The 24,162-nt window shown below is 63.4% G+C and carries 21 protein-coding genes; 16 read left to right on the top strand and 5 right to left on the bottom strand.

Annotated elements, in window-relative coordinates; genetic code table 11:
- Positions 1-403: 403 nt before the first annotated feature.
- From A4H34_RS08625 to A4H34_RS08615, 3 genes are all read right to left on the bottom strand, one after another.
- Positions 404-694, bottom strand: coding sequence for a hypothetical protein (locus A4H34_RS08625; RefSeq protein WP_009199634.1), 291 nt, complete (start codon positions 692-694; stop codon positions 404-406).
- Between the two features lie 103 nt (positions 695-797).
- Positions 798-1,529, bottom strand: coding sequence for a hypothetical protein (locus tag A4H34_RS08620; RefSeq protein ID WP_064231829.1), 732 nt, complete (start codon positions 1,527-1,529; stop codon positions 798-800).
- Between the two features lie 63 nt (positions 1,530-1,592).
- Positions 1,593-2,858, bottom strand: a complete 1,266-nt coding sequence (locus A4H34_RS08615; RefSeq protein WP_231871012.1) for an alpha/beta hydrolase — start codon at positions 2,856-2,858, stop codon at positions 1,593-1,595.
- A gap of 907 nt (positions 2,859-3,765) precedes the next feature.
- Between A4H34_RS08615 and A4H34_RS08610 the strand changes: the two genes are divergently transcribed.
- From A4H34_RS08610 to A4H34_RS08570, 9 genes are all read left to right on the top strand, one after another.
- Positions 3,766-4,524, top strand: coding sequence for a YebC/PmpR family DNA-binding transcriptional regulator (locus A4H34_RS08610; protein WP_064231827.1), 759 nt, complete (start codon positions 3,766-3,768; stop codon positions 4,522-4,524).
- Between the two features lies 1 nt (position 4,525).
- Positions 4,526-5,161 carry a crossover junction endodeoxyribonuclease RuvC gene (gene ruvC / locus A4H34_RS08605; RefSeq protein ID WP_064231826.1) on the top strand — a complete coding sequence of 212 codons (636 nt, stop codon included), beginning with the start codon at positions 4,526-4,528 and terminating at the stop codon, positions 5,159-5,161.
- A gap of 49 nt (positions 5,162-5,210) precedes the next feature.
- Positions 5,211-5,801 (top strand): Holliday junction branch migration protein RuvA, encoded by a 591-nt coding sequence (ruvA, locus tag A4H34_RS08600; protein WP_064231825.1) that lies wholly within the window; start codon positions 5,211-5,213, stop codon positions 5,799-5,801.
- Positions 5,802-5,804: 3 nt separating this feature from the next.
- On the top strand, positions 5,805-6,851 hold the full coding sequence (gene ruvB, locus A4H34_RS08595) for a Holliday junction branch migration DNA helicase RuvB (protein WP_064231824.1): 1,047 nt from the start codon (positions 5,805-5,807) through the stop codon (positions 6,849-6,851).
- Between the two features lie 209 nt (positions 6,852-7,060).
- Complete coding sequence (locus A4H34_RS08590) at positions 7,061-7,453, top strand: preprotein translocase subunit YajC (RefSeq protein ID WP_082903177.1); 393 nt, start codon at positions 7,061-7,063, stop codon at positions 7,451-7,453.
- 12 nt (positions 7,454-7,465) lie between these two features.
- Entirely contained in the window at positions 7,466-9,655 is a 2,190-nt protein-coding gene (gene secD / locus A4H34_RS08585) for a protein translocase subunit SecD (RefSeq protein WP_064231823.1), read from the top strand.
- Positions 9,648-10,781: a protein translocase subunit SecF gene (gene secF, locus A4H34_RS08580; RefSeq protein WP_009199624.1), complete on the top strand. Its 1,134-nt coding sequence runs from the start codon at positions 9,648-9,650 to the stop codon at positions 10,779-10,781. Before secD ends, secF begins: the two co-directional genes overlap by 8 nt.
- Complete coding sequence (locus A4H34_RS08575) at positions 10,778-11,323, top strand: adenine phosphoribosyltransferase (protein WP_009199623.1); 546 nt, start codon at positions 10,778-10,780, stop codon at positions 11,321-11,323. Before secF ends, A4H34_RS08575 begins: the two co-directional genes overlap by 4 nt.
- Positions 11,324-11,409: 86 nt before the next feature.
- Positions 11,410-13,692 (top strand): RelA/SpoT family protein, encoded by a 2,283-nt coding sequence (locus A4H34_RS08570; RefSeq protein WP_040323421.1) that lies wholly within the window; start codon positions 11,410-11,412, stop codon positions 13,690-13,692.
- A 1-nt stretch (position 13,693) separates the two neighbouring features.
- Here A4H34_RS08570 and A4H34_RS08565 read toward each other — a convergent pair whose 3' ends face one another.
- Positions 13,694-14,221 carry a hypothetical protein gene (locus tag A4H34_RS08565; protein WP_156510306.1) on the bottom strand — a complete coding sequence of 176 codons (528 nt, stop codon included), beginning with the start codon at positions 14,219-14,221 and terminating at the stop codon, positions 13,694-13,696.
- A 181-nt stretch (positions 14,222-14,402) separates the two neighbouring features.
- Complete coding sequence (locus A4H34_RS08560; protein ID WP_064231821.1) at positions 14,403-15,749, bottom strand: DUF349 domain-containing protein; 1,347 nt, start codon at positions 15,747-15,749, stop codon at positions 14,403-14,405.
- A 157-nt stretch (positions 15,750-15,906) separates the two neighbouring features.
- Here A4H34_RS08560 and A4H34_RS08555 point away from each other — a divergent pair, with 157 nt between their 5' ends.
- From A4H34_RS08555 to tyrS, 7 genes are all read left to right on the top strand, one after another.
- Positions 15,907-16,641 carry an MBL fold metallo-hydrolase gene (locus tag A4H34_RS08555; protein ID WP_064231820.1) on the top strand — a complete coding sequence of 245 codons (735 nt, stop codon included), beginning with the start codon at positions 15,907-15,909 and terminating at the stop codon, positions 16,639-16,641.
- Positions 16,642-16,724: 83 nt separating this feature from the next.
- The gene (gene hisS, locus A4H34_RS08550; RefSeq protein ID WP_064231819.1) at positions 16,725-18,044 is read left to right on the top strand and encodes a histidine--tRNA ligase; all 1,320 of its coding nucleotides are present in this window, start codon (positions 16,725-16,727) and stop codon (positions 18,042-18,044) included.
- A complete protein-coding gene (locus A4H34_RS08545) occupies positions 18,041-19,771 on the top strand; it encodes a dynamin family protein (RefSeq protein ID WP_064231818.1) in 1,731 nt (576 codons plus the stop codon). Before hisS ends, A4H34_RS08545 begins: the two co-directional genes overlap by 4 nt.
- Positions 19,772-19,785: 14 nt before the next feature.
- Positions 19,786-21,315, top strand: a complete 1,530-nt coding sequence (locus A4H34_RS08540) for a dynamin family protein (RefSeq protein ID WP_197480467.1) — start codon at positions 19,786-19,788, stop codon at positions 21,313-21,315.
- A 118-nt stretch (positions 21,316-21,433) separates the two neighbouring features.
- Positions 21,434-21,922: an arginine repressor gene (gene argR, locus A4H34_RS08535; RefSeq protein ID WP_009199615.1), complete on the top strand. Its 489-nt coding sequence runs from the start codon at positions 21,434-21,436 to the stop codon at positions 21,920-21,922.
- 241 nt (positions 21,923-22,163) lie between these two features.
- Positions 22,164-22,652: an EVE domain-containing protein gene (locus A4H34_RS08530; RefSeq protein ID WP_064231816.1), complete on the top strand. Its 489-nt coding sequence runs from the start codon at positions 22,164-22,166 to the stop codon at positions 22,650-22,652.
- Between the two features lie 143 nt (positions 22,653-22,795).
- A complete protein-coding gene (tyrS, locus tag A4H34_RS08525; RefSeq protein ID WP_064231815.1) occupies positions 22,796-24,058 on the top strand; it encodes a tyrosine--tRNA ligase in 1,263 nt (420 codons plus the stop codon).
- Positions 24,059-24,162 lie beyond the last annotated feature (104 nt).

Genomic DNA, 24,162 nt, shown 5'->3' with positions numbered 1-24,162 from the left:
GGCTGTCTTTGGCATCTGACTGTCGATCGCCCTCTTGCCTCCCGCCAGGTGTGTCGATGCATGCACAAGGCGCGGAGTCACTCAATTCATGCCTGCCGTGCGATCCTCGGCCGAGACTGCACTGGCCTAGGATCCGACGGCACCCTGACACCTGAAACCCTGCGGTGAGGAAACCTTCTGGGACAGCCACCTCGAACGCCCGACGCAACCACGTTCCCTGCATCGACCGCTCCAACATCCGCAGACGCCACTCCTTCCGCGGCTACCAGCCCTCAACAATCTACGAGTAAACAACCACTGCTAAACTCGCGGCCTAATACCACCGTATCCACAAAACAGGGACAATTCTGTGGAGGTATATCCCTTGTTCATGGACTCAGACTGACCTTGCGTCGTTGCTGCCCTAGGGTCTGAAAAAGCTTCTGCCGGAGTTCTGATCTTGGGATTCGGTAGCGTTGGCAGCATGGACGAGGGCTTCGGAGTGGCTGTCGAGGCGCTTGGAGAAAGTGGTGCGTGCTTTTACAAGCGCGTTGGCGGCGCGTTCTGCCGCGGCGTCCAGGTTTGTTCCCGCGAGTTGGTCGTTGGAGGCACGCACTTCGTCTTCGCTCGACGTGATACGGATGCGTGAGGCGATTTCGGTGACTTCCGTTCCTGCGTGCCTAACGGCGTTTGGGACCATGTACATATCGTTCATTTTTCTCTCCTTCAGGTGATTAGTGAGATGGCAAAAGATGCATCAGGTTCGGTGATTGTCATTGTCGAGTTGTCCGAGCTATTGAATGACCGGGTTGCCTGAGTTACGGGATGTAGGGGAAGCGTGAGGAGGTCAGGTTGGCTTTCCCGGTTGAAAGGCCGGCTTGTCCGGGGGAAGCTGTTCCGGGAGACGGCGCAGGGGTGTTGCCGTTGGTTTGCGGCGTGGAAGGAGAACCGGGCGTCTGCGGCTGTCCGGTGTCCGAAGGCGGCGCGGCGGTCGGCCAGATTTCGTGGTCGAGGTCGATGGGGGCGCGGCCCGTGGTGCGCAGATGCTCGGGCAGGACCTCGGTGCCGTCGGGCCAGCCTTCCCATTCTCCGCCCTTGGCGCAACCGGTGTTGACGATAATTACCGTGGCTTTGTCGTATCGAATCTCGACGCGCCCGCCGGTGTCGGGGTGGGGGAAGACAGTGATGTGGTCGTTGCGGATTTGCCGCATAGCCGGTTTGTCGTATCCGAGGGGTTTGAGGATCGTGTAGACGCGTTCGACGGCATTCCTCCACTGGGAATCTTTGATTGGCCCGGCAGTGGCAAAGTCCCAGGACTCGGTGACGTACTCGTCGGGGCAGGTCACCGTCGATGACGCCGTTACCTGGGAGTTCTTCTGGGGCGGGTTCCACTGCCCGACGCCGTATTCTTGGGTGAGGAGGCTTTGGATTTTGAGTTCGAGTTGGATGGCGTTGCGCCTGGCCTCGACTAGGGGAACGACCCGGGTAGGTGAAAAGGTCTCTTCTCCCTGGCCGTGTCCGGGTTCGGGAGTGGTGCTGCAAGCGGCCATAACTGCTCCTAAAATTGTTATCATTGATACGATTTGTTTTCTTTTGCTTGTCAATGGCATTCCTTAGTATTTTAAGGGATCGGACAGAGCCGCGCCCTCGTCGGGAACCGCGACGCCGTTGCCGATGAGGATGCTTCCCTGGTTGTGGGTGGAGGTATACCCCTTGTTCATGTACTCGGAGTGGCCCTCGGACATCTTGTATTCTGTGCCGTCCGGGGCGGTCCACTTATAGCAGCTCCAGTGGGTGAATTCTCTGCTTTGGGAGGGGATACCGCCAAATCTTCCCAGGCTTGCCACGGCGTCCCGCGCGGCGTCGCCGACATTCGTGTGGCCGGGGAGCATGTTGAGGTCTTTGTTCTGCATCGTTGTTGCTCCCGGGGAGCCGGAGACCGCGACGTCGTCGGCGACCGTCGAGTGTTGGAGCGCCCAGCCGGTCGCCGACGACCCGTAGGAATGGCCCGAGGCGACCAGGTGGGGATCCCCGGAGTGGGTGGCCTGGACGGCGTAGAGCATGTCCGCCCCCGACTTTCCGCCAACCTCGACCTGGTGGTCCCCGGCCACCGAGTGATTTCGCGTTGCGATCTCTCCCCAGCGCGGAGCGTCGTAATTGAGGACGGTGATGCCGGCAACCTTCTCGTCGCGTCCGGTTGACTCTAGTTGCGCTTTGCCTTCAGCAAGGACGTTGTCGACGCCGGAGACGCCCGATCCCCACCCTTTGCCCTTGCCCATGAGGTGGGATTCGACGGTGGCCGTCATTCCCGGGGTATGAACCATGACGTGGTCGGCGTTGTCAATGTCGCCCGAACCGACCGCGGCCCACAGATGGTCCCCTTTTTCCGCGTCTAAGCTTACTAGAGAATGCGAATGACTCGACGATTCCCCAAACTTGCGTTTGACCGACAGTAGGTCGCGATACTTTTCTTGGAGGATCCTTAGCTCTTGTTTCTCCATGTACAACTTGATTCCGTCATGGAAACCGGTGCCGTGCTCCTCTAAGTAGGCTATGTTCCTCTGTGCCTGTGCGATCCGTTTGTTGATGTCGGAGAGCATGGGGTTGATGCGGCGGCGGTTGGCTCGGTCGCGCACGTCGAAAGGCACGCCCCCGAGGTTGCCGATCCAATCGGGATGCATGACCTCGATCTTCTGACGCTCCTCAACTGACAGCGAGGTCCACCAGTCATTGACCTCCTCAACATTCCACGACGGGTCCGGCTTGGCTGCGCCGTGGGAAAGAATCGCGGCGCTCGGCGCCTCTGCCCGCTCTTGAAGATCCTCAAGGGTCTTGTACGCTAACTCCAGTGAGTTGACGATCGCGAGAAAATCACCCAAGATAACTCTATTGCCTTCGAGTAGCTCCATTTGTGAATGTGATGGCGCGTCGTCGCTCACATGTAGAATTTCGTTACCAAAATTGCCAAATTCTCCATTGCGGATCCGACGAACGAAATCGCCGGTTTTCTTCACCAACGCATCGACCGCTTCGGCGATTGCGAGGAACTGGTGTGCCGCGCGTTCGAGTTGTTTCTGCATATCGCCGGCGTCGTCTACAAGCGCCCTGCGCGCCCGCGCCTCGGCCTGCGCATACAAACCTAGAAATTCCTCCGTAAACAGACGATTGAGCACATCGTGGGTAAGTTCGTATTCGCGACTGTCCCTGATTAGCGCGTCGTGAGTTCGCCTCAGTCCATCGCTTTTCCACGATAGAATGTCATCATAGAGCGACATTGATTTTCCTTTCCGCTTCGATTTGAACTGCCACCATCCTAACGCTGCGTAAACGACTTGTTCTATGGGGAGTGTTTCCCATTCACCTGAGAGTTGGGGAGCCTTGGTTTATGTCGCTGTCAGTAGTGAACTTGATTTCTGTTTCGCCTTAATAGCAAGACGGCTTTTCTTCCTGGTGAATTGGACTGCCAGGCCGCCCGTCGGCCCTGTCTCAGCCCAGTCCCCGGCCGGCATGGGTTCCGTCCTTTTTCTATGCCGTGAATGCCATGTGGACGGCAATCCTGTCCAGCTCGGGCCCGGTCCTCCTCTTAGGCAAAGGTGGAGAGGCTCCTTCACATGCTGCTGGGCTTGAAACCGGCGCCGCTCGTCCCCTCTCCAGTTCGCCTCCGCCGCGAAGCCCTCGGTGACGGAGCGCACCGGCTTCGAAGGGGAAGCGGCCGTTTCGCCCGCGCGGCATTTTGCTGAAGCCGGTAGAATGCCCCTTGGAAAACTACGAACCGAGGAGAACCCAGTGTCAGGACACTCGAAGTGGGCCACGACCAAGCACAAGAAGGCTGCCAACGACGCCAAGCGCGGCAAGCTCTTCGCCCGCTTGATCAAAAACATCGAAGTCGCCGCTCGCACGGGCGGGGGCGACCCCGCGGGCAACCCCACCCTCTTCGACGCCATCCAGAAGGCCAAACGCAATTCGGTTCCAGCGGACAACATCGATCGCGCGGTCAAGCGAGGCTCGGGAGACGGCGCAGACGCGGTCAACTATGAGTCGATTACCTACGAGGGCTACGCCTCGGGCGGCGTCGCCGTCCTCATCGAATGCCTGACGGACAATCGCAACCGCGCCGCGTCCGAAGTGCGCGTCGCCCTGACCCGCAACGGCGGGCAGCTCGCCGACCCCGGCTCGGTCGCCTACATGTTCGCCCGCAAGGGAGTCGTCGAGGTTCCCTCCGAGGGCGTGAGCGAGGACGACGTTCTCACGGCGGTGCTCGAGGCCGGCGTCGAGGAAGTCGAGGACGAGGGCGAGTCGTTCTCGGTCTACTGCGAGCCCGGCGACGTCGTCGCCGTGCGATCGGCCCTTCAAGACGCCGGGATCGAATACAACTTGGCCGAGGTCCAGTTCGTCCCTTCCATGAAGGTGGAGGTCGACGCCGAAGGGGCCCGGAAGGCGCTCAAGGTCATCGACGCGCTCGAAGACTGCGACGACGTCCAAAACGTCTTCTCGAACCTCGACGTCCCCGAGGCGGTCATGGCCGAGCTGGAGGCCGAGGGCTGACGTGCGCGTGCTCGGCGTCGATCCGGGATTGACCCGGTGCGGAATGGGGACGGTCGATGCCGGGGGAGCCAGGCGAGTGAGCCTGGTCGACATGAGGGTTGTGCGCTCGCCCGCCGAACTTGCCCCGCATAAGCGCCTCCTCATCATCGCCGACGGGCTCCAGGAGGTCATCGACGCCTTCAAGCCCGACGTCGTCGCCGTCGAAAGGGTCTTCGCCCAGTCCAACGTCAGGTCCGTCACCGGCACCGCGCAGGTGGCGGGGATCGTCATGCTCGCGGCGGCGAGGGCGGGACTGCGCCTGGCGATGCACACGCCTTCGGAGGTCAAGGCCGCGGTGACCGGGAACGGGCGCGCGGACAAGCGCCAGGTGCAGGTCATGGTTCAGCGGATTCTTAGGCTTGCGAGCCTTCCGCGGCCGGCCGACGCGGCCGACGCCGTCGCCATCGCCATCGCCCATTCTTGGCGCGGCAGCGCGCTTTCCGACGAGGAGCCCGACCAGGCGCAGCACGGCGGCGCAGGGACGCTGCCGCGGGCGACCGGCGGCGACCTCACTCCCGCTCAGAGAATGTGGGCCGGAGCAGAGCGGATGTCGCGGCGCCACGGCGCGGTTGCGCCCGCCGCCAAGAATGACGTGTAGTCTTAATCTGCAAACAAAAGTTCGAAAGGGTCGATGCGGAGGAGGGCCGATGATAGCGGCGCTGCGAGGGAGCGTTCTCAGCGTTGAGCCGACGGTGGCGGTGATTGAAGCCGGCGGCGTCGGATACGCCGTCCAGGCGACGCCCGCCACCTTGGCGGGGTTGCGCGTGGGGCAGGAGGCGTTTGTCCACACCTCGCTCGTGGTGCGCGAAGATTCGATGACCCTTTTCGGTTTCGCCGACGCCGACGAGCGGGAGGTTTTCGATGTGCTTCAGACCGTCTCGGGGGTCGGGCCGAAGCTCGCGCTCACCATTCTTGCGACCTTGACTCCCGACCAGCTGCGTCAGGCTGTGGCCAACGCCGACATCGCGGCCCTCACGCGAGTCTCCGGCGTCGGAAAGAAAGGCGCCCAGCGTTTGGTCCTGGAAATCGGGGCGAAGCTTGGGCCTCGGCGGGGAGGCGACCTTGAAGCGCCTTCCTCGAACGCTCGGTCCGGCGACGTCGTCGCCGCGCTCGTCGGGCTCGGCTTCTCCGAGCGCGACGCCGAAAGCGCGTTCTCCCAGGTCGAAAAGGCGACGCCCGAGGCGGAGGTCCCCGAACTCCTGCGCGCCAGCCTGAAGATCCTCGGGGCTGGGAGGTAGCCGGTGGCAGACTCGAAAAGCTCGGACGCGAATTCGAAGGGCATCGTCTCGCCGGCGGCCTCCGAATCCGAACGCGCGGCCGAAGCGGCCCTGCGCCCGCGGCAGCTCAGCGAGTTCGTCGGCCAGGAAACCGTGCGCTCTCAGCTATCGCTCGTGCTCGAAGCGGCGGTGGCCCGGGGGAAGACCCCGGACCACGTCCTGCTTTCGGGCCCGCCGGGGCTGGGCAAGACGACGCTGTCGATGATCATCGCCGCGGAGGTCAACGGCTCGCTGCGCCTGACCTCCGGCCCGGCGATTCAGAACCCCGGAGACCTGGCCGCCGTGCTTTCCTCCCTCCAGGAGAACGACGTCCTTTTCATCGACGAGATCCATCGCCTCGCCCGCACGGCCGAGGAGATGCTCTACCTGGCGATGGAGGATTTCAGGGTGGACGTCATGGTCGGCAAAGGGCCCGGCGCAACGTCGATCCCGCTTCCGCTGCCGCCCTTCACGGTGGTGGGGGCGACCACGCGCGCCGGCCTCCTCCCGGCCCCGCTGCGCGACCGCTTCGGCTTCACCGGCCACCTCGAGTACTACGAGGAGGAAGAGCTCGCCCTCATCGTCACCCGCAACGCCGTCAAACTCCAGGCAAACCTCGAAGCCGACGCGGCACACGAGATCGCCTCGCGCTCGCGCGGCACGCCGAGAATCGCCAACAGACTGCTCAGGCGCGTGCAGGATTGGGCGCAGGTCCGCGGAAACGGCGTCCTCGATCTCGCCGCCGCGCGCGCCGCGCTCGACGTGTTCGAAGTCGACAGGCGCGGGCTCGACAGGCTCGACCGCGCCGTCCTCGAAGCCGTCTGTGTGAGGTTCAGAGGAGGGCCTGTGGGGCTCACCACTCTCGCGGTGTCCGTGGGAGAGGAGCCCGAAACGGTCGAGACGGTCGCCGAGCCCTACCTCGTTCGGGAGGGCTTCCTCGTGCGAACGCCGCGAGGAAGGGCCGCCACGCGCCTGGCCTTCGACCACCTCGGTCTGCCCGGCCCGGCGCCGGAGGAGACGCTCTTCGGCTGACGGACGCGTCGGTTGAGAGCCGAGTGTCGGTTGAAGCGCGCGTCGGCCAGCCGCATGCCTGCTTTGCGGCCGCCGACTGCAGGCGGCTTGGAAATCGGCGTCGCCCGAAAGTGAATTTCGTCCGAGAGCCAGGTTGTGCTTCCCCCGGGAGAGCAAGCGCGCGTACACTTGTGCGGGTACGTGTCTTTTTACAGCTAGGAGACTTCGGAATGGATCCGACAATGATCGCCCTCCTCGTCGGCATGGTGATTTTGTTCTTCTGGATGTCCTACTCCGGACGCAAGGCCCGCGAACGCCTCAACCAAGAGCGGGAAGAGATCATCGTGGTCGGCAAGGACATCATGACGACTGCCGGATTTTACGGAAAGATCGTCGACATCGACGGCGACGCTGTCACGCTCCTGAGCCCGGCCGGCGACGAGACCGTCTGGGACCGGCGTGCGATTTCGAAGGCAGCCGAGCTTCCGCTGGCGGAATCCGAGGAAGTCGATTCCGAGGACGACGCCGAGGGCCAAGCTGAGGCCGACGTCGAAGCCGAGTCCGCAGACGCGCCGGACGAGGACCATCCCAAGCCTTCCTCACCCTTCTCATCGGATCGATAGAAAAGCACACGTATGGCAAAGCGCACCGCAACGCGTTCCTCCGAGGTGCCTCGGAAACGCCTCGTCCTGTTGATGCTGATGATTATCGCGCTCCTCGCGACGCTGACGATCGGAAGCTGGGGCAAATCTTCGAAGTGGGCTCCCGAGCTCGCCCTCGACCTCCAAGGCGGCACCCAGATCATCCTCACTCCTGAGACGACCGACAACTCGGAGATCACCCAGTCCGACGTCAATCAGGCGATCGAGGTCATCCGCCAGCGCGTCGACGCCTCCGGCGTCGCCGAGGCGGAGATCAGCTCCCAGGGCGGCAAGAACATCATCGTGGGCCTCCCGGGCAGGCCGTCGGAGCAGACTCTCAGGCTTGTCCGCACGTCCGCGGTCATGCGCATGCGTCCGGTGCTTGCGATCGCCGGCGACGCGGGCTCGCTCACTCCCGCGAAGGTCGCGAGCATTGACAAACAACAGAAGGAAGCGCAGAAAAGCGCGAGTCCCTCGGCGAGCGCAAGCCCGTCTGCAAGTCCGAGCCCTTCCACGTCGGCGACGCCGACCCCCGATCCCAAGGCGACGTACGGCACCGAAGAGCTGAAGAAGGTCGCCAGGGAAAAGGCTGACGAGAACCACGACGGCAAGATCTCCGACCAACCGAAGTCCAAGCCGACCAACGCCTCGGACGCGGACAATTGGAGAACGGAGAAGCTCACCTACGACGCCTTGGTTTTGGATTGCACCAAGCCGTCGTCGAAGTTGAACATCGTAGACGATCCGAAGAAACCGCTTGTGGCCTGCGACCGCTCACGGGGCCAGGCGACGAAGTACATCCTCGGCCCGGCTGAGATCGAGGGGACCCAGCTGACCAAAGCCTCCTCTGGATTCGACCAGAGAAGCAACCAGTGGATCGTTCAGATTCAATTCGACTCCAAGGGCACGAAGGCTTTCGCCGACGTGACCCGTCGTCTCGTCAAGCTTCAGCGGCCGCGGAACCAGTTCGCGGTAGTCCTTGACGGGTCGGTCATCTCCTCTGCTGCACCGAGCGAGGTCATTTCGGGCGGTCAGGCGCAGATTTCGGGCTCCTTCACCGACCAGACCGCCAAGACGCTCGCGAACCAGCTGAGTTTCGGATCGCTTCCGCTGAAATTCAACGTTCAGTCGGAGGAGCAGATATCCGCCACCCTCGGCTCCGAATCGCTGCGAGGCGGCCTCATCGCCGGTGCGATCGGCGTCGCTTTGCTCGCCCTCTACCTGCTGTGGACGTATCACGGGCTGGGAATAGTAGCCATCGGCTCGATCGCATTGGCAACCGGGCTTTCCTATCTCATCGTCGCATTGATGTCGTGGACCATCGGCTATCGTCTCTCGATGGCGGGCGTCGTCGGCTTCATCATATCGATCGGCATCACCGCGGACTCCTTCATCGTCTTCTTCGAGCGAATACGCGACGAGATCCGAGAGGGCCGCTCGGTCAGAGCCGCGGTCACGCACGGATGGCACAGGGCCAAGCGAACGATCTATGTCGCCGACGGCACGAACCTGCTGTGCTCGCTCGTCCTCTACTTCCTCGCCGTCGGCTCCGTCCGAGGTTTCGCATTCACTCTCGGATTGACGACGATTCTCGATCTCGTCGTGGTAGTCATGTTCACCTACCCGGTCATGGCGATCCTCGTCCGCGGCAGCTTCTTCGGCGAAGGCCACCGGTGGTCGGGCATGAGCGCCATCGTCTTGGGCAACGCCCCCGCCTACAGCGGCCGAGGCTCCTTCCGCCGCCGCAGCGACCGTCATGTGGACGTCAAACTGGTCGTGGACGAGGAATCGTCGGGCTCGGCTGTGGACACGGCCGTCGTCGTCACCGAGTATTCGGAGGACGACGGCGCGGACGCCCCCGGAAGCCGCTCGCCGGAGGATTCTTCCGAAAACCGCGCAGCCTCCTCTCGTCGCTCTCGCAAAGACGTCGGTTTTTCCCGCAGGGGTTCGGCTCCTTCCCGGAAGGCCGAGGCGGAAGAGGACGACGCGATCGGCGCCGGAGCGAACTCGGTGAACGACGAAGAGGCCTCCCATCCGAAGCCTCGGGAAGAGTTGTCCGAAGAGGAAAAGGGCCTTTCTCTGGCGGAGAGAAAGGCGCTCCGACGCAGGAAAGCCCGCGAGGAAGCCCGGAAGAACGGCTTCAGTGGCCACGCGACGCAAGGGAAGGAGAACGGCGATGTCTAAAGGTTCCATCGGCAACGATCTCTACACGGGACGGCGTTCTTTTCCTTTCATCGCCAAGAGGAAGTACTGGTTCGCCATTTCGCTTGCCCTCATCGCGATTTCTGCGGTCACCCTCGCGGTAAAGGGTCTGAATCTGGGCATCGAGTTCACCGGCGGTTCCCAGTTCACTGTCTCGCATACGAAGGTCACCGATCAGAAACCGGCGGCCGACATCATGAGAACCTATGCCAAGGACACCGCAGCCCGCGTGGTCCAGGTGGGCGATTCGACGCTGAGAATCCAGACGGCCGAAACGAAGCTGAGCGACGACAACGTTAGGACGGTGCGCTCGGAGTTGGCCAAGTCCTACAAGGTCTCTCCGTCGAACGTCGCCTCGACCTTCATCGGACCGACGTGGGGGCAGGACATCTCCTCGAAGGCGCTCAAGGGATTCATCGCCTTCCTTGTGGCCGTCGCCTTGGGTCTGACCCTCTACTTCCGAAGCTGGCGCAACGCCGCCGGCGCGATTCTTGCGCTTTTCAACGACCTCGTCATCACCATAGGCGTCTACGCCCTCTTCGGATTTGAGGTCACCCCGTCCACGATCATCGGCCTGCTGACGATCCTCGGGTATTCTCTTTACGACACCGTCGTTGTCTTTGACAAGGTGCGGGAGAATTCCGCGAAGCTCCTGTCGCAAAGCGACTACACCTTCGCGGAGTCCGTGAACCTCGCGGTCAACCAGACTCTCATTCGATCGCTCAACACCTCGGTCACGAGCCTTTTGCCGGTCGTTTCCATCCTTTTCATCGGCACCTACTTTTTGGGCGCCGGCACGCTGCGGGACCTTGCCCTCGTCATGTTCGTCGGCATGATTCTCTCGACGCTTTCCTCGATGTTCATCGCCTCGCCCATCGCTGTGCAGCTGGCCCATCTCGATCCAAAGATTCGCCAGCACACCGAGAAGGTCGAGAAGGCGCGCGGAGAGCTGAGGGAGCGAATCGCCGAGCGCAGGGCCGCCGGCGAGGAGATTTCGAGCGAGGAGGAAGAGGACATGGTGGTGCACGCGGGGCACGTCATCCGCACGCCGGGGCGGCATTTAGGTACGGCGGCTCAGCCCCACCGCAAGAACAGGAAGAAGAAGTGAGCAGTCAATCCGTGTTCCCTTCTGACGCAGTCTCCCTCGTCGAATCCCATCTGCGAGAAGTTCCGGACTTTCCGGCGCCCGGTGTCCTCTTTCGCGACATCACGCCGCTCATAGCCGATCCTCAAGCGTTCAAGGTCCTCATCGAAACGATAGCCGAGCGCTACAGGGGCCAAGTGGACGCCGTCGCGGGGCTGGAATCGAGAGGATTCATTCTTGGCGCGCCGCTCGCAATAGAGATGGGCGTGGGAATGCTGACGGTGCGGAAGGGAGGGCGGCTTCCGGGCCCCGTCGTCGGAGTGGACTACGACCTGGAATACGGTTCGGCCCGAATGGAGCTGCAACCATTTACGGTTGCCGACGGGCAGAGGGTCCTCGTGATCGACGACGTCCTCGCGACGGGAGGAACCGCCAACGCCGCTTTCGAGCTCATAGAAAGGGCGGGCGGCGTTCCGACTAGGCTGTGCGTGCTCATCGAACTTCGGGAGCTCGGAGGTCGCGAAAGACTCGCTGGCCGCGAAGTGGATGCGGTTCTCACCTATTGATCGACGGTGACGGCCTATGGCCGTCACCGTTTTATATCCGCTCTCCAGAGTGCTATAACCATATTGTTCTGGGAAAGGGGGACGCCATGGGAGAATCAAGCCCGCGCCTTCGATCGCGTCTAAGCTGGCTGGCGGGCAGGTCGGGACCGCAGATTCCGTCCACGCTCGAGCCGCTTATGCGCGCCCTCGGAACGAAAAGCGTCGATAAATCCAGAATCCTCCACGCCTTCGAGGTGGCCGATCACTGCCATGAGGGCCAAACGCGCAAATCGGGGGAGCCATACATCACCCATCCCGTCGCCGTCGCGACGATCCTTGCAGAACTCGGAATGGATGAAGACACGATCATCGGCGCGCTCCTGCACGACACGGTCGAAGACACCGACTACCAGCTCTCCGATCTGCGCAGGGAATTCGGCTCCGCCGTCGAAGTGCTCGTCGACGGCGTCACGAAGCTCGACAAGGTCGAGTACGGCGAGGCTGCGCAGGCGGAGACCGTGCGAAAAATGGTCATTGCGATGTCGAAGGACATCCGCGTCCTGCTCATCAAGCTGGCTGACCGCCTTCACAACGCGCGCACATGGAAGTATGTCTCGGCTGAAGGCGCCAGGCGCAAGGCCCGCGAAACTCTTGAAATATACGCCCCTCTCGCCCACCGCCTGGGAATGAACTCGATCAAGTGGGAGCTTGAAGACCGATCCTTCAAAGTTCTTTACCCCACCGTCTACGGCGAGATCGAAAGGCTCGTCACAGACAGGACCCCCGAACGCGAGGCGTACATTCTCCAGGTGCGCGACATCCTCGAGAGCGAGCTGAAAAACGCCAAGATCAAGTGCACGATTACCGGACGGCCCAAACACTATTATTCGATCTATCAGAAGATGATCCTCCGCGGAAAGGACTTCGAGGACATCTACGATCTCGTGGGCGTGCGCGTGCTGGTGGAGACAATCGCCGACTGCTATGCGGCCCTCGGCGTCGCCAACACTGCATTCACCCCGATCCAAGGCAGGATCAAAGACTACATCGCCACTCCGAAGTTCAACTTCTACCAGTCGATTCACACGACGGTCATCGGCCCGGGCGGGCGGACGATGGAGATCCAAATCCGAACCTACGACATGCACAAGCGGGCCGAGTACGGAGTCGCCGCCCATTGGCGGTACAAGGAGGACGCGGGGCAGTCCAAGGGCGGCGTCGGACCGACGTCGGAAGAACAGACCCAGCTCAATTGGCTCCGCCAGCTCGTCGATTGGCAGCGTGACACGGCCGACCCGACGGAGTTCCTCGACTCGCTTCGATACGAGATCTCCGGGAGCCAGGTCTACGTTTTCACCCCCAAGGGGGAGGTTTTGGAGCTTCCCGCAGGGTCGACGCCGGTCGACTTCGCATACGCCGTCCACACGGAAGTGGGGCATCACACGGTCGGCGCGCGCGTCAACGACCGGCTCGTGACTCTCGACCATCGCCTCGAGTCCGGCGACAACGTTGAGATCATCACGGCGAAGAATCCCGACGCGGGGCCTTCCCGCGGATGGCTTGACTTCGTCGCCTCCCAGCGGGCGCGGGCGAAGATCAAGGCGTGGTTCAAGCATTCGCGCCGCGAGGAGTCCGTCGATTCCGGGAAAGACAAGCTCGCCAAAGCGATCCGCCGGAAGAATCAGCCGGTTCAGCGGCTGATGAGCCACGATACGCTTCGGGGCATCGCCCAGGACCTCAACAAAAACGACGTGACCGATCTGTACGCCGCGATCGGCGAAGGAGTGATCTCAGCCGAAACGGTGGTCAGACGCCTCATACAGACGCAGGGCGGCGAGCCCGGCGTCGAGGAGACGCTGTCCGAGGCGGTGACCCCCACGCGCATCGCCCACCGCTCCAGCGCCAGCGGCGATTCCGCCGTCATTGTCGAATCCATGGATTCCGGCGACGTCCTCGTCAAACTGGCCAAGTGCTGCACGCCCGTCCCTCCCGATGCGATCGTCGGCTTCGTCACGCGGGGGAACGGTTTGTCGGTCCATCGAGTCGATTGCCCGAACGTGCTGCCCCTCAAGCGGGAGCCGGAGCGTTTCATCGACGTCGCCTGGTCGGAAGGCTCGGAGGCGACATACCTCGTCCAGGTGCAGATCGAGGGGCTTGACCGGCAGGGTCTGCTCTCCGATCTTTCTCGCGTTCTGTCCGAGCACGGAATCAACGTCCTCCAGGGAACGATGACGACCACGAAGGAGAGGATGTCGAAGTTGAGCTTCACCTTCGAAATGGCCGAGCCTTCGCATCTGGAGCGCATTTTGCGCGAGTTTCGAAAAGTGGACGGAGTCTACGACGCCTATCGCGTGACCGGCTCGAAGAAGGGCAGCGAAAGGCGGGCTTAGGCTACTTCGTTTCCTCGATGTAGGTTTTCAGGGCCTTCGCCGCCTTTCGGGCGAAGGGCCCGCCCCGCCGCCGCCTTTCCCGCTTGCTGTGCAGCAGCAAATCTTCCGGGTTGAGGCCGCTCCGCAGAAGGCGTATGACGCATTCGACGGCGACGCCGGGTTCTTCGATCGCGAGAAGGTCGAAGGCGGTTCGCGCCGTCGTCGGAACCGTAAAGCCCCCAAGCTCCCGGGAGTATTCCTCCTCGAGCTGCGCGCGGTAGACGACGCAGTGATGGCGGCTCGTTGGGTGAGCCGCGCACAGACGCTTGAGCCGGGAGGGCGGCCACCATCCCGTGTAGATCCATGCGGCAGTAAGGGTCGCGGGCGTCGAGCCGTCGGGCAGCAGGGGGCACACCAGCCGGGCGCGCATGGCCGGCGTCGCCGCGAGGTCAGCAGCGGCTATGCGCCCAGGAGCGTATTCCACCGCCAATCCGTCGTGCACGAGCGTCTGACGCCCTCTTGACAGCTGCGCGGGCCTCCACGTTTTCATGGCAACCGTTCTACATCAAAAGAAGCGGCCGCCGCGCTGTCTGCCGCCAGCCTGTGCACAACTGTCTGTCTCGAAAGGCGCTCAAGCCGCGTCGAACCCTGTCCCGAAAGGCGCTCCAGCCCCGAAGGGCCCGGTCGCGCAAGAACGTCCGGTCGCGTTGGAATCCGCGGCGGGGAGGGCGTCAGAGGTCGGAGTTGACTTGGTCGAGCCAGGCTTGTCGTGCTTGCCGGGCTTCGTTGAGCTCCTTGACCTTGGCCTCGTCTCCGGCCTCTTTAGCGGCGGCTATTTCCCCGTCGAGTTCGGCGATGAGCGCTTCGAGCTGGGCCGCCATGCCGGTCGAACGCTGCTTCTTCTCCGGATCGGTCCGCCGCCACTGCTCGTCCTCGGCACGGCGGATCTCGTCCGCGATCTGCCTCATTCGGCCCTCGACCCGCGGATAGTCGGAACGCGGCACCATGCCGATGGCCTCCCAGCGTTCGCCGATGTCGCGGTACGCCGCCCGGGCGGCGTCGAGGTCGTCGATGGGTAGAAGAGCCTCCGCCTCGGCCAACAACTCGAGCTTGGCGGCCAGATTGTTCGCGAACTCCTGGTCGACGGCGGCGTGGTGCGCCGAACGCGCGGAGAAGAAGACCTCACGCGCGGCCATGAAACGCTCCCACAGGACGTTGTCGTCATGTTTGGACGCCCTTCCCGCTGCTTTCCATTCGTCCATGAGGCGCCGCATTTCGTTGCTCGTCTCACGCCAATCGGTCGATTTAGCGATCGCCTCGGCCTCGCTGATGAGCCGTTCTTTCGCGGCGACGACGTGCGCGCGCTCCTTCTCGAGCCTGGCAAAGAACGCTCTGCGGGCGTCCTCGAACACCTTGCGCGCGTGCGAGAGGCGCTTCCACAGCGCGTCGTTCGTGGACCTGCTGATGCGAGGGCCGTTCTTTTGCGCGTCTTTCCAACGTTCGAAAAGCTCCATGAGCTCTGCCCGCGTGTCCCGCCAGTTGATCGGCGTGTTGACCGAGGCCGCAATGGCCTCGGCGCGTTCGACGAGCGCCTCGCGCTGAGCGCGCGCTTCTGCCTTCGCTTGTTCACGCTTGGCTTTGTGCTCGGCTCGAAGCTCTGAAATCCGGGAGGCGAGGGCGGCGGAGCGATTTCGAAGCCCCTCGATGTCGCCCACCGCCGAAGGCTTGACGATTTGCTTGTCGAAGGCCCGCAGCGCCGAAGCCGACTCTTCGGGGTTGACAGTTTCCACACGCGCCTCAATGAGGGCGAGCTGAGCTTCCAAATCAAGGTAACGGCGGACGTAGATGGCCAAGGCGTCCTTCTTCGACCCCTCGGCGGCATATTGCCCGACGATGCGTTCGCCGTCGCCCGAGCGCAGCCACACGTTTCCCTCGTCGTCCACCCTTCCCCACGCTGCGGCCTCCGCCGCAGCGGAGTCGCTTCGCGAAGGCGCCGGTTTGGCGGCCCCGACCGGATGGGGCTTGGGAATCGGACGCGGCACTGGCTTAGGCGTCGGAGGCGGGGTCGACTCGGTCATAGAAGCTCCTCGGGGAGACGGCGTGACTGTACGCCGTAAGAAACAGCGTTGTAGAAGACATTGTAAAACCAAAATCGCGGCCTCCGCCCGGGTTGTCCACCCTGCGAACGCCGTCGCCCCGTCGACACGGAAGCCTTGAAAACGATAGCGTACAACCATGATCTTTCTCCGCTACAATCGGACTCTCATCGAAGCGAATTGCTATATACTCGCCGATTCGCAGCAGCGGGTCGCCCTCGTCGTGGACCCCGGCGCGGGATCGGCCGAATGGATCGAAGAAACCCTGACTTCTCGCCGACTGAGCCTCGGCGGCGTGCTTTGCACCCACGGGCACATCGACCACGTGTGGGACTCGGGGCTGATTGCCGGCGAAGCGCCGGTCTACGTTCCCGGCCCGGACCTGTACAGAATGGAGGACCCGGCGGCCATGGGCCCCGCCGCGGCGGGCGTATTCCCCGAAGCCAGCGGGCATTCCTGGATCAAACCGAAGGGAACCGCGGCGCTCCCCCGAGAATTCTTCGAGGGCGAGGGCGGGCAGATCGTGCCCGGCGTGGCGATGCGCGCGGTCCCTGCGCCGGGGCACACGGAGGGTTCGTGCGTTTTCCTTCTATCGGGGAAAATCGATCCGGATCGCGAATCCGTGGTCTTCCCCGAGGGCGTTTTCGGCGAGAAGCTCATGCTCAGCGGCGACGTGCTCTTTAGAGACGGCGTCGGGCGGACGGACCTTCCCGGGGGCGACCCCGTTGCGGCCGCAGAGTCGTTGCGGACGCTGGCGGGAGTGATCGATCCCGCAACCGTCTTCTTCCCCGGGCACGGCCCGTCCTCGACGATGGGGCGGGAAAAGGAGCGCTCGCATTATCTGAAGCTTGCAATTTCAGGCGAAATGGCCTGAAATCGGATCGAATGCGCGCCCTTTCTCTCCGGCGATTTGCCCGGATGCCGGGGATGGGCGCCAATCGTGGAACAATAGTCCCCATGAAGATTGCCCCTCTCTCCGGATTCCCCGAGTGGTTGCCGCAGGACAGGATCGTCGAAGACCGCATTCTCGACGCTCTGCGGCGCACCTTCGAGCTGCACGGTTTTTCGGGGATTGAGACCCGCGCGGTCGAGCCTCTCGACCAGCTGTTGCGCAAAGGCGAGACCTCCAAGGAGATCTACGTCCTGAGCCGCCTCCAGGGCGGGCCGTCCCAAGATTCGGAGATGGGCCTTCATTTCGACCTGACGGTTCCGCTAGCCCGGTACGTTTTGGAACACGCGGGAAAGCTCGACTTTCCATTCAAGCGCTACCAGATGCAGAAGGTTTGGCGCGGGGAACGGCCGCAGGACGGGCGTTTTCGCGAGTTCGTGCAGGCTGACGTCGACGTCGTCGGCGAGCAAACGCTTCCCTTCCACAACGAGGTCGAACTTCCCCTCGTCATGGTCGACGCGCTGTCGGGTCTGCCGATCCCGCGGGTCGTCGTCCGAGCCTCCAACCGGAAGATAGCCCAGGGGTTTTATGAGGCGGTCGGAATCGAGGACGTCGGCGAGACGCTGCGGATCGTCGACAAGCTTGACAAGATCGGCCCGGCCGCGGTCGCGGAGACTCTCGTCGAGAAGGCGGGGACGACGCCGCAGCAGGCCGATCTCGCCCTCAGGCTCGCTGACGTCTCGGGAAGCGACGCATCGGTGGCCGACCGCGTTCGGGAGCTCGGGCAGCGTTCGGATCTGCTCGAGGAGGGCCTCGACGAGCTCGTGCGCCTCGTCGAAGGGGCCAACGCGCTCATTCCGGGCTCGGTCGTGGCCGACCTCAAGATCGCCAGAGGCTTGGATTACTACACCGGCTCGGTCTACGAGTCCGTTCTCGTCGGCCACGAGGATCTGGGGTCGATCTGTTCCGGCGGGCGGTACGATTCGCTCGTGAGCGACGGCAAACGCACGTATCCCGGCGTTGGGCTTTCCATCGGGGTTTCGAGGCTCGTCTCGCGTTTGATCGGCAAGGCGACGGTGAGCGCGACGAGGAAAGTCCCCACCTGCGTTCTCATCGCCGTCAACGACGAGGGTGCCAGGGCTGCCGCGACGGCTACAGCCATGAAGTTGAGACGTCGCGGGATTCCCACTGACGTCTCGCCAACCGCGGCCAAATTCGGCAAACAGATCAAGTTCGCCGACAGACGCGGCATTCCCTTCGTCTGGTTCTCGACCGACGAGGGGGAGCAGGTCAAAGACATCCGTACGGGCGAACAGGTCGAAGCCGACCCCGACGCATGGGTGCCAGAATCATCGGATTACTTCCCGCAGTTGAAAGAGACTAAATGAGCATTCCCATAGCTTCTCAGGAGGAACTCGAGGAGGCGCTCGGCGCGCTGCGCGACATCCTCGAAGACGTCTCGTTCCCTCTCGAGACGCCCTTGGCTTCGGACGGCGCCAAAGCGACGTCCGAAGTTCTCCGTCAGCTTGACGACTACATCCTTCCCAGGCTTTCGCGGATCGACGCGCCGCTGTTGGCCGTCGTGGGAGGTTCGACGGGCGCGGGCAAATCGACGCTCGTCAACTCGCTGCTCGGCGAGAACGTGGCCAAGGCGACAGCTATCAGGCCCACGACGCGGCGTCCGCTGCTCGTCCATCGCGAAGAGGACGGGGCCTGGTTCGCGGATCAGAGCATTTTGCCGAGCTTGGCAAGGGTGCAGAGCACGGACGTGGACGACGGCGCCCACTCCGAGCTCGCCTTGGCCGACAGCAAGGAGCTGCCCGAGGGGATCGCGCTTCTCGACTCTCCTGACATCGACTCGGTCGTCGAAGACAATCGGCGCCTCGCCGCCCAGCTGCTCGCAGCCGCCGACCTGTGGCTCTTCGTCACGAGCGCGGCCCGGTACGCCGACGCGATTCCATGGTCGATGCTCAACGAAGCCGTTTCACGCGACATCGTCATTGCGGTGGTCCTCAACCGGGTCCCTTCGGGCGTCGGCGCGCAGGTGCGCTCCGACCTTTCTCACAGGCTCGCCGAGCGCGGTCTGGGACACGCCCCGCTTTTTGCCATATCCGAAAGGATCGACGGCGACGGCCGGATCCCTTCGGAGGACGTCGCCCCGATCAAGACGTGGCTTGCGGGGCTCTCGCACGACGGGCCGGCTCGTGCCTCCGTTGCCAGGCAGACCCTGGCTGGAGCCGTGGACTCGCTGATTGAGCAGTGCGACCCGATCGTCGAGGGGCTTAAGGAACAGATCGATCTTCAGCGCGCCATGCGCGGCGACATCGCCAGAGCCGACGGCGTCGCCATCGGATCGATCATCGCCTCCGTCGAGGACGGGCGCCTCGTGCGCCGCGAGGCTCTAAGCAGGTGGAACGATGCCGTCGGCGCGAATCGGACGATGCGTTCGATCGTCGGATCGGTCGGGGGAATCCGCGACCGCGTCGCCGGATGGCTTAAGGGAAAGCCAAAAGCCAACGATCCGCTGCCGGTCGCCGAAATCGAGGCGAACCTCGAGGCTGCCCTGGCCGCTTCGTTGACGGCGGAGGCCGAAAGGGCGGCGCGGTCGGTGGACGACGCATGGCGTCAAAGGTCCGGCGCCGAGGCGTCGCGTGCCGCGGCTGGCGAGAGTGTGCGTCCCAATGACGAACGGGGACGGCAGGCAGTTGAAACGGTCCGCCGGTGGAGACAGGCGCTTGCCGCCATCGTGCAGGAGCAAGGCGGCGGAAAGGCGGCCTCGGAGCGGGCCGCGTCGGTGGGCGCGAAGGCGATAGAGGCAGCCCTGATCATCGTCACATTCGCCTCTGCCAAGGGACTGGCCAACGGAGACGGCGTCACGGGAGGCACCGCAGCTCCCTCTCGAAAGCTGTTGGAGGCCGTTTTCGACGGCGACGCCGTTCGGAAGATGGCGAAACGGGCACGCGAGGAGCTCCTTGTGCGCGCCAGGAAGTTCGTTGGAGCCGATCTCGATCCGTTCCGCGACGTGTGCCGCGAGGCCGAGACGGATCCCGGGATTGCCGTGGGAATCCAGACTGCGTGCGACGACATCGAGTCGGCGCGCGAAGAGAAGGGATGAGAATGAGCGCCGAGATGAGTATCGAAGCGGGCTTGCTGGAACTGGATGACGCCATCGGGGCCGCTCGCCTGTATTTCCGGGACGAATGCGCGGACGCCGAAAAGGTGGCGGCCCGCGTGCGAGACCGGGTCCAGATCGGGGGAGAGAACACCGTCGTCGCTTTCGCGGGCGCGACGGGAAGCGGAAAATCCTCGCTCGTCAACGCCCTTGTCGGCGAGACCGTGGCGGAAGTCGCACCCACGAGGCCGACGACCGCCGAGCCGCTCTCGGTTTCGGGGAGCGAGACCTCTGAGGTCCTCGACTGGATGGGCGTCGGCCCCCGCCACGTCCTTCCGGGGGCCTTCGGCGACGACAGCGTGATTCTCGTCGATTTGCCCGACCTCGACTCTACGGAGGAGGAGCATCGCAGCGCCGCCGATCGGGTGATTGAGAGGGCCGACGTCGTCGTTTTCGTCCTCGACCCGCAAAAGTATGCCGACGCCTTGCTGCACAGGGAGTACCTCAAGCATTTCGGCGAGCACGGAGCGGTCACCCTCGTGGTCCTCAACCAGGTCGACAGGCTCGCCCAACGAGAGAAGAACGTCGTTCTCGTCGATGCGCGGGGGCTGCTGGCCACAGACGGGCTTCGCGATCGATTGATCCCGACGTCGGCGCGAACGGGCGAGGGCGTTGAACAGCTTCGCCGTTCCATCACCGAGATCGTGTCCAAACGAAACGCGGCCCGCTTGCGATTGGGGGCGGATCTTCGATCCGCGGGCGAGGCGTTGGCCGTGGCTTCGCGCAAGGACGGCGGAGCTTCTCCGAGCCCCGTTCACGCTGACTTCATGCCTGCGGCCCGCGCGATGGTCAGCGCCGCGGGAGGAGAAGCCGTCGCGGAGGCGGCTGCACGTTCGTACGACCTGCGAAGCAGGCGAGAGACTCCGTGGAAGTCGCGGAGCGCGCATCGCGCTCCCGATCCGCTCGACGCCGTCGTCGGGCCCAGCGGGATCCCTCGCTACATACCCGAGCCGGCTCGGATACCGGCCGCTCAGATGGCTGTGCGGACCTATGTCGACAGCGAGTTGGCCGCGCTTCCGACGTCGTGGAAGTCTTCGGTCGCGCGGGATGTCGATGCCCGCACCGTGAGGCTCATTGAAAGCACGGGAGACGCGGCGAAAGACATCGAAGTGGGCGATTCGGAGCAGCCGTCCTGGTGGGGCGTGACTCGCGCCCTTTTCAGGGCTTCGTTGGCGACTGTCGTCGTCGGGGTTCTCTGGCTCTTTTTCTGGGCCGCTTTGGGGATGTTCGATCCGCCGAAGGCGGTCGGCGTCGGGTTGCCGATCATTCTCATCGGTCTGGGGCTTCTCGCTGCCCTGGCGGTGTGGATCAGCGTGGGCGTCATGCGCTCTCGGGGATCGAATGCGGCGCGAGAACGGGTGATGTCACAGCTTGCCAGAGCGCTCGACGAGCGGGCTGGATTTGCGGTGCGCGAGCCTGTGGAGGCTCAACGCGCCGAGTATTCTCGCTTCGTCGAGGCGATTGGGAATCTTTCGCGCGTCCGATGAGCGCGGCGGGCGTTTCGGCGCCGCCCCGTCTCTGCCGAGGCATGTTTCCGCCCCACAAGAGCGTATAGTTATTCGCGATGACGCATCTGCTTACGTACTTTCGTTCGGATCGGAGTGAATGATGGCTAGCGGGCCCGTGCCGACGTCGCGAACCGCGCGGCAAGCGTTGATAGTGAGCATCCTTGCGGACAAATCCGTCGGGTCTCAGGGTGAGCTTCGCGCCCTTTTGCGCGAAGCCGGAATATCGGTCACGCAAGCGACCCTTTCTCGCGATCTGGACGAGCTCAAAGCGATCAAGGTTCGCAACAAGAGCGGGCGTCAAATCTACAGAATCCCGGACGAGGCCGAGCTGTACAAGGCCGCACAGGGTGCGCGCGCCCAGCTCGAGCGCTGGTGCCCCGAGGTGCTTGTGAGCGCCCAGTGCGCGGGCAGTCAACTCGTCTTGCGCACGCCCCCGGGCGCCGCCAACATCCTGGCCGTCGGGATAGACAGGGCGATGATCGACGGGGTGCTCGGGTGCTTGGCGGGTGACGACACCATCCTCGTGATCACCTCTAGTCCCGAACGGGCCGAAGAAATCCGCTCTGAGCTTCTTTCTCTCGCCTAGTCTTTCCTTCTCGCACAGCATTTGCCTCTCGCCTGGATTCTTTCGCTGAGACGGCGAACTGCCGCCGTTTCGTCGCCGTTCGAAGGCTGCGTGCGACGAGCGCGAAAACTGAGAGGGAACCTATACGAAAGTGAGAGAGGCCATGTCGGCGCCGCCACTGAAAGGGCGCGAAAGAGGGCGAAGCCGAGAGAGGCCGCGAGGACGACGCTAAGCCTCCCTTTTGCGGCGATAAACTCGCAACATGGACGACAGCGCAAGGCAAGGCGCCCCTGCCGAGGAAGCGAGGCCGACGCGACGCGCCTTTCTCTTCCTCGTCAACCCCAAACTGCACTACGACCCTTATCCCGACTGGGCAAAGTGGCTGCCGATCGTCGACGGCGGCGGGGCGATCGACATGCAGTGGAACACCGGCTCGCGTCGCTCGGGGATGGAGCCGGGCGACCTCGCCCTTCTCGTGAAGGTCGGCGTCGCCCCGAGAGGGCTCGTCGCCTTGGGCAAGGTGACGAGCACGATTTACGAGGGACCTCACTGGAACCCTGACGCAGCCCGCCCGGTGACCGGCTGGGTCGACATCAGACTGACTGCGCTTCTCGACCTCGACGATCCATTGCCCCTGTCGGTGCTCAAGGAGATCGGGCCGGGGATTCGTTGGACTCCGCGTATGTCCGGCGTCGAAGTGCCCATCGACGTCGGAGAGGAAGTCAGGGGCCTCGTCGTGGCCGATGTGTGATCTCGCTGCCGCGAATCCGCGGCTTTCCGATCGCCGCCCATTCCGCTCACGACGCCCTCGCGGGCTCCGTGAGGGGCCTGTGGCATACTTGAAAATCAGGAAATCTCCCAGCTGTCAAATACGAGATCGAAAGGCACGGAACCTTGACGGACATCCTCGACGAGCTTCAGTGGCGCGGGCTCATCGCCCAACACACCGACATCGACGCGTTGCGCGCGGCGCTTGCCGAAGGCCCCGTCACCTTCTATTGCGGCTTTGATCCGACGGCGGCCTCCCTCCATCACGGGCATCTCGTCGCGGTCAAGGTGATGAGGCACCTCCAGATGGCCGGCCATAATCCGTTAGCCCTAGTCGGCGGGGCCACGGGGCTCATCGGCGATCCCTCGGGGCGCAAGGAGGAACGCAACCTCAACGAGGCCGACGTCGTCGCCGGTTGGGCCGCGGCTCTGCGCGGCCAGCTTGAATCGCTGCTCGACTTTGAAGGGGAGCACCCCGCCCGGATCGTCAACAACCTCGACTGGACCGGGCCGATGTCGACCATCGATTTCCTGCGGGACATCGGGAAGAACTTCCGGCTCGGAACGATGCTCTCGAAGGACACCGTCGCTCGCCGGCTCGAATCCGACGAGGGCATCTCCTTTACGGAATTCAGCTACCAGATTCTTCAAGCCAATGACTACCTCCAGCTGTATCGCCGCTACGGTTGCACGTTGGAAGTCGGCGGGAACGACCAGTGGGGCAACCTCGTCGGCGGCATGGACCTCATCAGGAAGGTCGAGGGAAAATCCGTCCACGTCATGACGAATCCGCTTATCACGAAGTCGGACGGAACGAAGTTCGGCAAGACCGCCGGAGGGGCGATCTGGCTCAATCCCGAGATGTTCAGCCCCTACAGGTTCTACCAGTTCTGGCTCAACACCGCCGACGACGACGTCATTCACATGCTCAAGGTCTTCACGTTCAGAACCCGCGAAGAAATCGCCGAGCTTGAAACGGCTCTGGCGGAGCGCCCGCACGCCCGCGAGGCGCAGAAAGCCTTGGCGGAAGACGTGACGACATGGGTTCACGGCGCAGATGCGACCGAGCGCGTCAAAGCCGCTTCTCGAGCCCTTTTCGGCGGGGGTGGCCTCGAGTCCCTCGACGCCCGCACGCTCGCCGACGCCGTTGCAGAGCTTCCCCGCGCGGAAGGGGCAGTGGGGACGCCCCTCATTGAGCTATTTGTCGCAACGGGCCTTGAAAAGGGCTTGGGGGCGGCTAGGCGCACCGTTGCGTCGGGCGGTTTGTACCTGAACAACGTGAAGATTGACGATGGCGCGAAGGTTCTTGGTTTGTCGGATCTTCTTCCGGGGGGTGTGGTTCTTTTGCGCAGGGGGAAGAAGAATTTGGCTGTGGTTGGGGTTGTGTAGATCTGGTGGTGCGTGGGTTGGGGGTGTGACGGCGACGCTGGGCTGTGACGATGGCGAAAAGGTTTTTGGTTTGTCGGATACTTTTCCTGGGGTGTGTGGTGGGG

The sequence above is a fragment of the Peptidiphaga gingivicola genome, assembly GCF_001652275.1.
Taxonomy (GTDB): Bacteria; Actinomycetota; Actinomycetes; order Actinomycetales; family Actinomycetaceae; genus Peptidiphaga; species Peptidiphaga gingivicola.
Note: the sequence above shows the minus strand (reverse complement) of the source record. Positions and strands in the feature narration are given on the sequence as shown.

Excerpts from the sequence above, each read along its gene's own strand:
- hisS (WP_064231819.1), top strand. The coding sequence starts at position 16,725 with ATGAAGATTGCCCCTCTCTCCGGATTCCCCGAGTGGTTGCCGCAGGAC.
- ruvA (WP_064231825.1), top strand. The coding sequence starts at position 5,211 with ATGATAGCGGCGCTGCGAGGGAGCGTTCTCAGCGTTGAGCCGACGGTG.
- A4H34_RS08555 (WP_064231820.1), top strand. The coding sequence starts at position 15,907 with ATGATCTTTCTCCGCTACAATCGGACTCTCATCGAAGCGAATTGCTAT.
- secD (WP_064231823.1), top strand. The coding sequence starts at position 7,466 with ATGGCAAAGCGCACCGCAACGCGTTCCTCCGAGGTGCCTCGGAAACGC.
- A4H34_RS08565 (WP_156510306.1), bottom strand. The coding sequence starts at position 14,221 with ATGAAAACGTGGAGGCCCGCGCAGCTGTCAAGAGGGCGTCAGACGCTC.
- argR (WP_009199615.1), top strand. The coding sequence starts at position 21,434 with ATGATGGCTAGCGGGCCCGTGCCGACGTCGCGAACCGCGCGGCAAGCG.
- A4H34_RS08590 (WP_082903177.1), top strand. The coding sequence starts at position 7,061 with ATGGATCCGACAATGATCGCCCTCCTCGTCGGCATGGTGATTTTGTTC.
- A4H34_RS08570 (WP_040323421.1), top strand. The coding sequence starts at position 11,410 with ATGGGAGAATCAAGCCCGCGCCTTCGATCGCGTCTAAGCTGGCTGGCG.
- A4H34_RS08620 (WP_064231829.1), bottom strand. The coding sequence starts at position 1,529 with ATGGCCGCTTGCAGCACCACTCCCGAACCCGGACACGGCCAGGGAGAA.
- A4H34_RS08560 (WP_064231821.1), bottom strand. The coding sequence starts at position 15,749 with ATGACCGAGTCGACCCCGCCTCCGACGCCTAAGCCAGTGCCGCGTCCG.
- A4H34_RS08540 (WP_197480467.1), top strand. The coding sequence starts at position 19,786 with ATGAGTATCGAAGCGGGCTTGCTGGAACTGGATGACGCCATCGGGGCC.
- A4H34_RS08530 (WP_064231816.1), top strand. The coding sequence starts at position 22,164 with ATGGACGACAGCGCAAGGCAAGGCGCCCCTGCCGAGGAAGCGAGGCCG.
- A4H34_RS08545 (WP_064231818.1), top strand. The coding sequence starts at position 18,041 with ATGAGCATTCCCATAGCTTCTCAGGAGGAACTCGAGGAGGCGCTCGGC.
- secF (WP_009199624.1), top strand. The coding sequence starts at position 9,648 with ATGTCTAAAGGTTCCATCGGCAACGATCTCTACACGGGACGGCGTTCT.
- A4H34_RS08625 (WP_009199634.1), bottom strand. The coding sequence starts at position 694 with ATGAACGATATGTACATGGTCCCAAACGCCGTTAGGCACGCAGGAACG.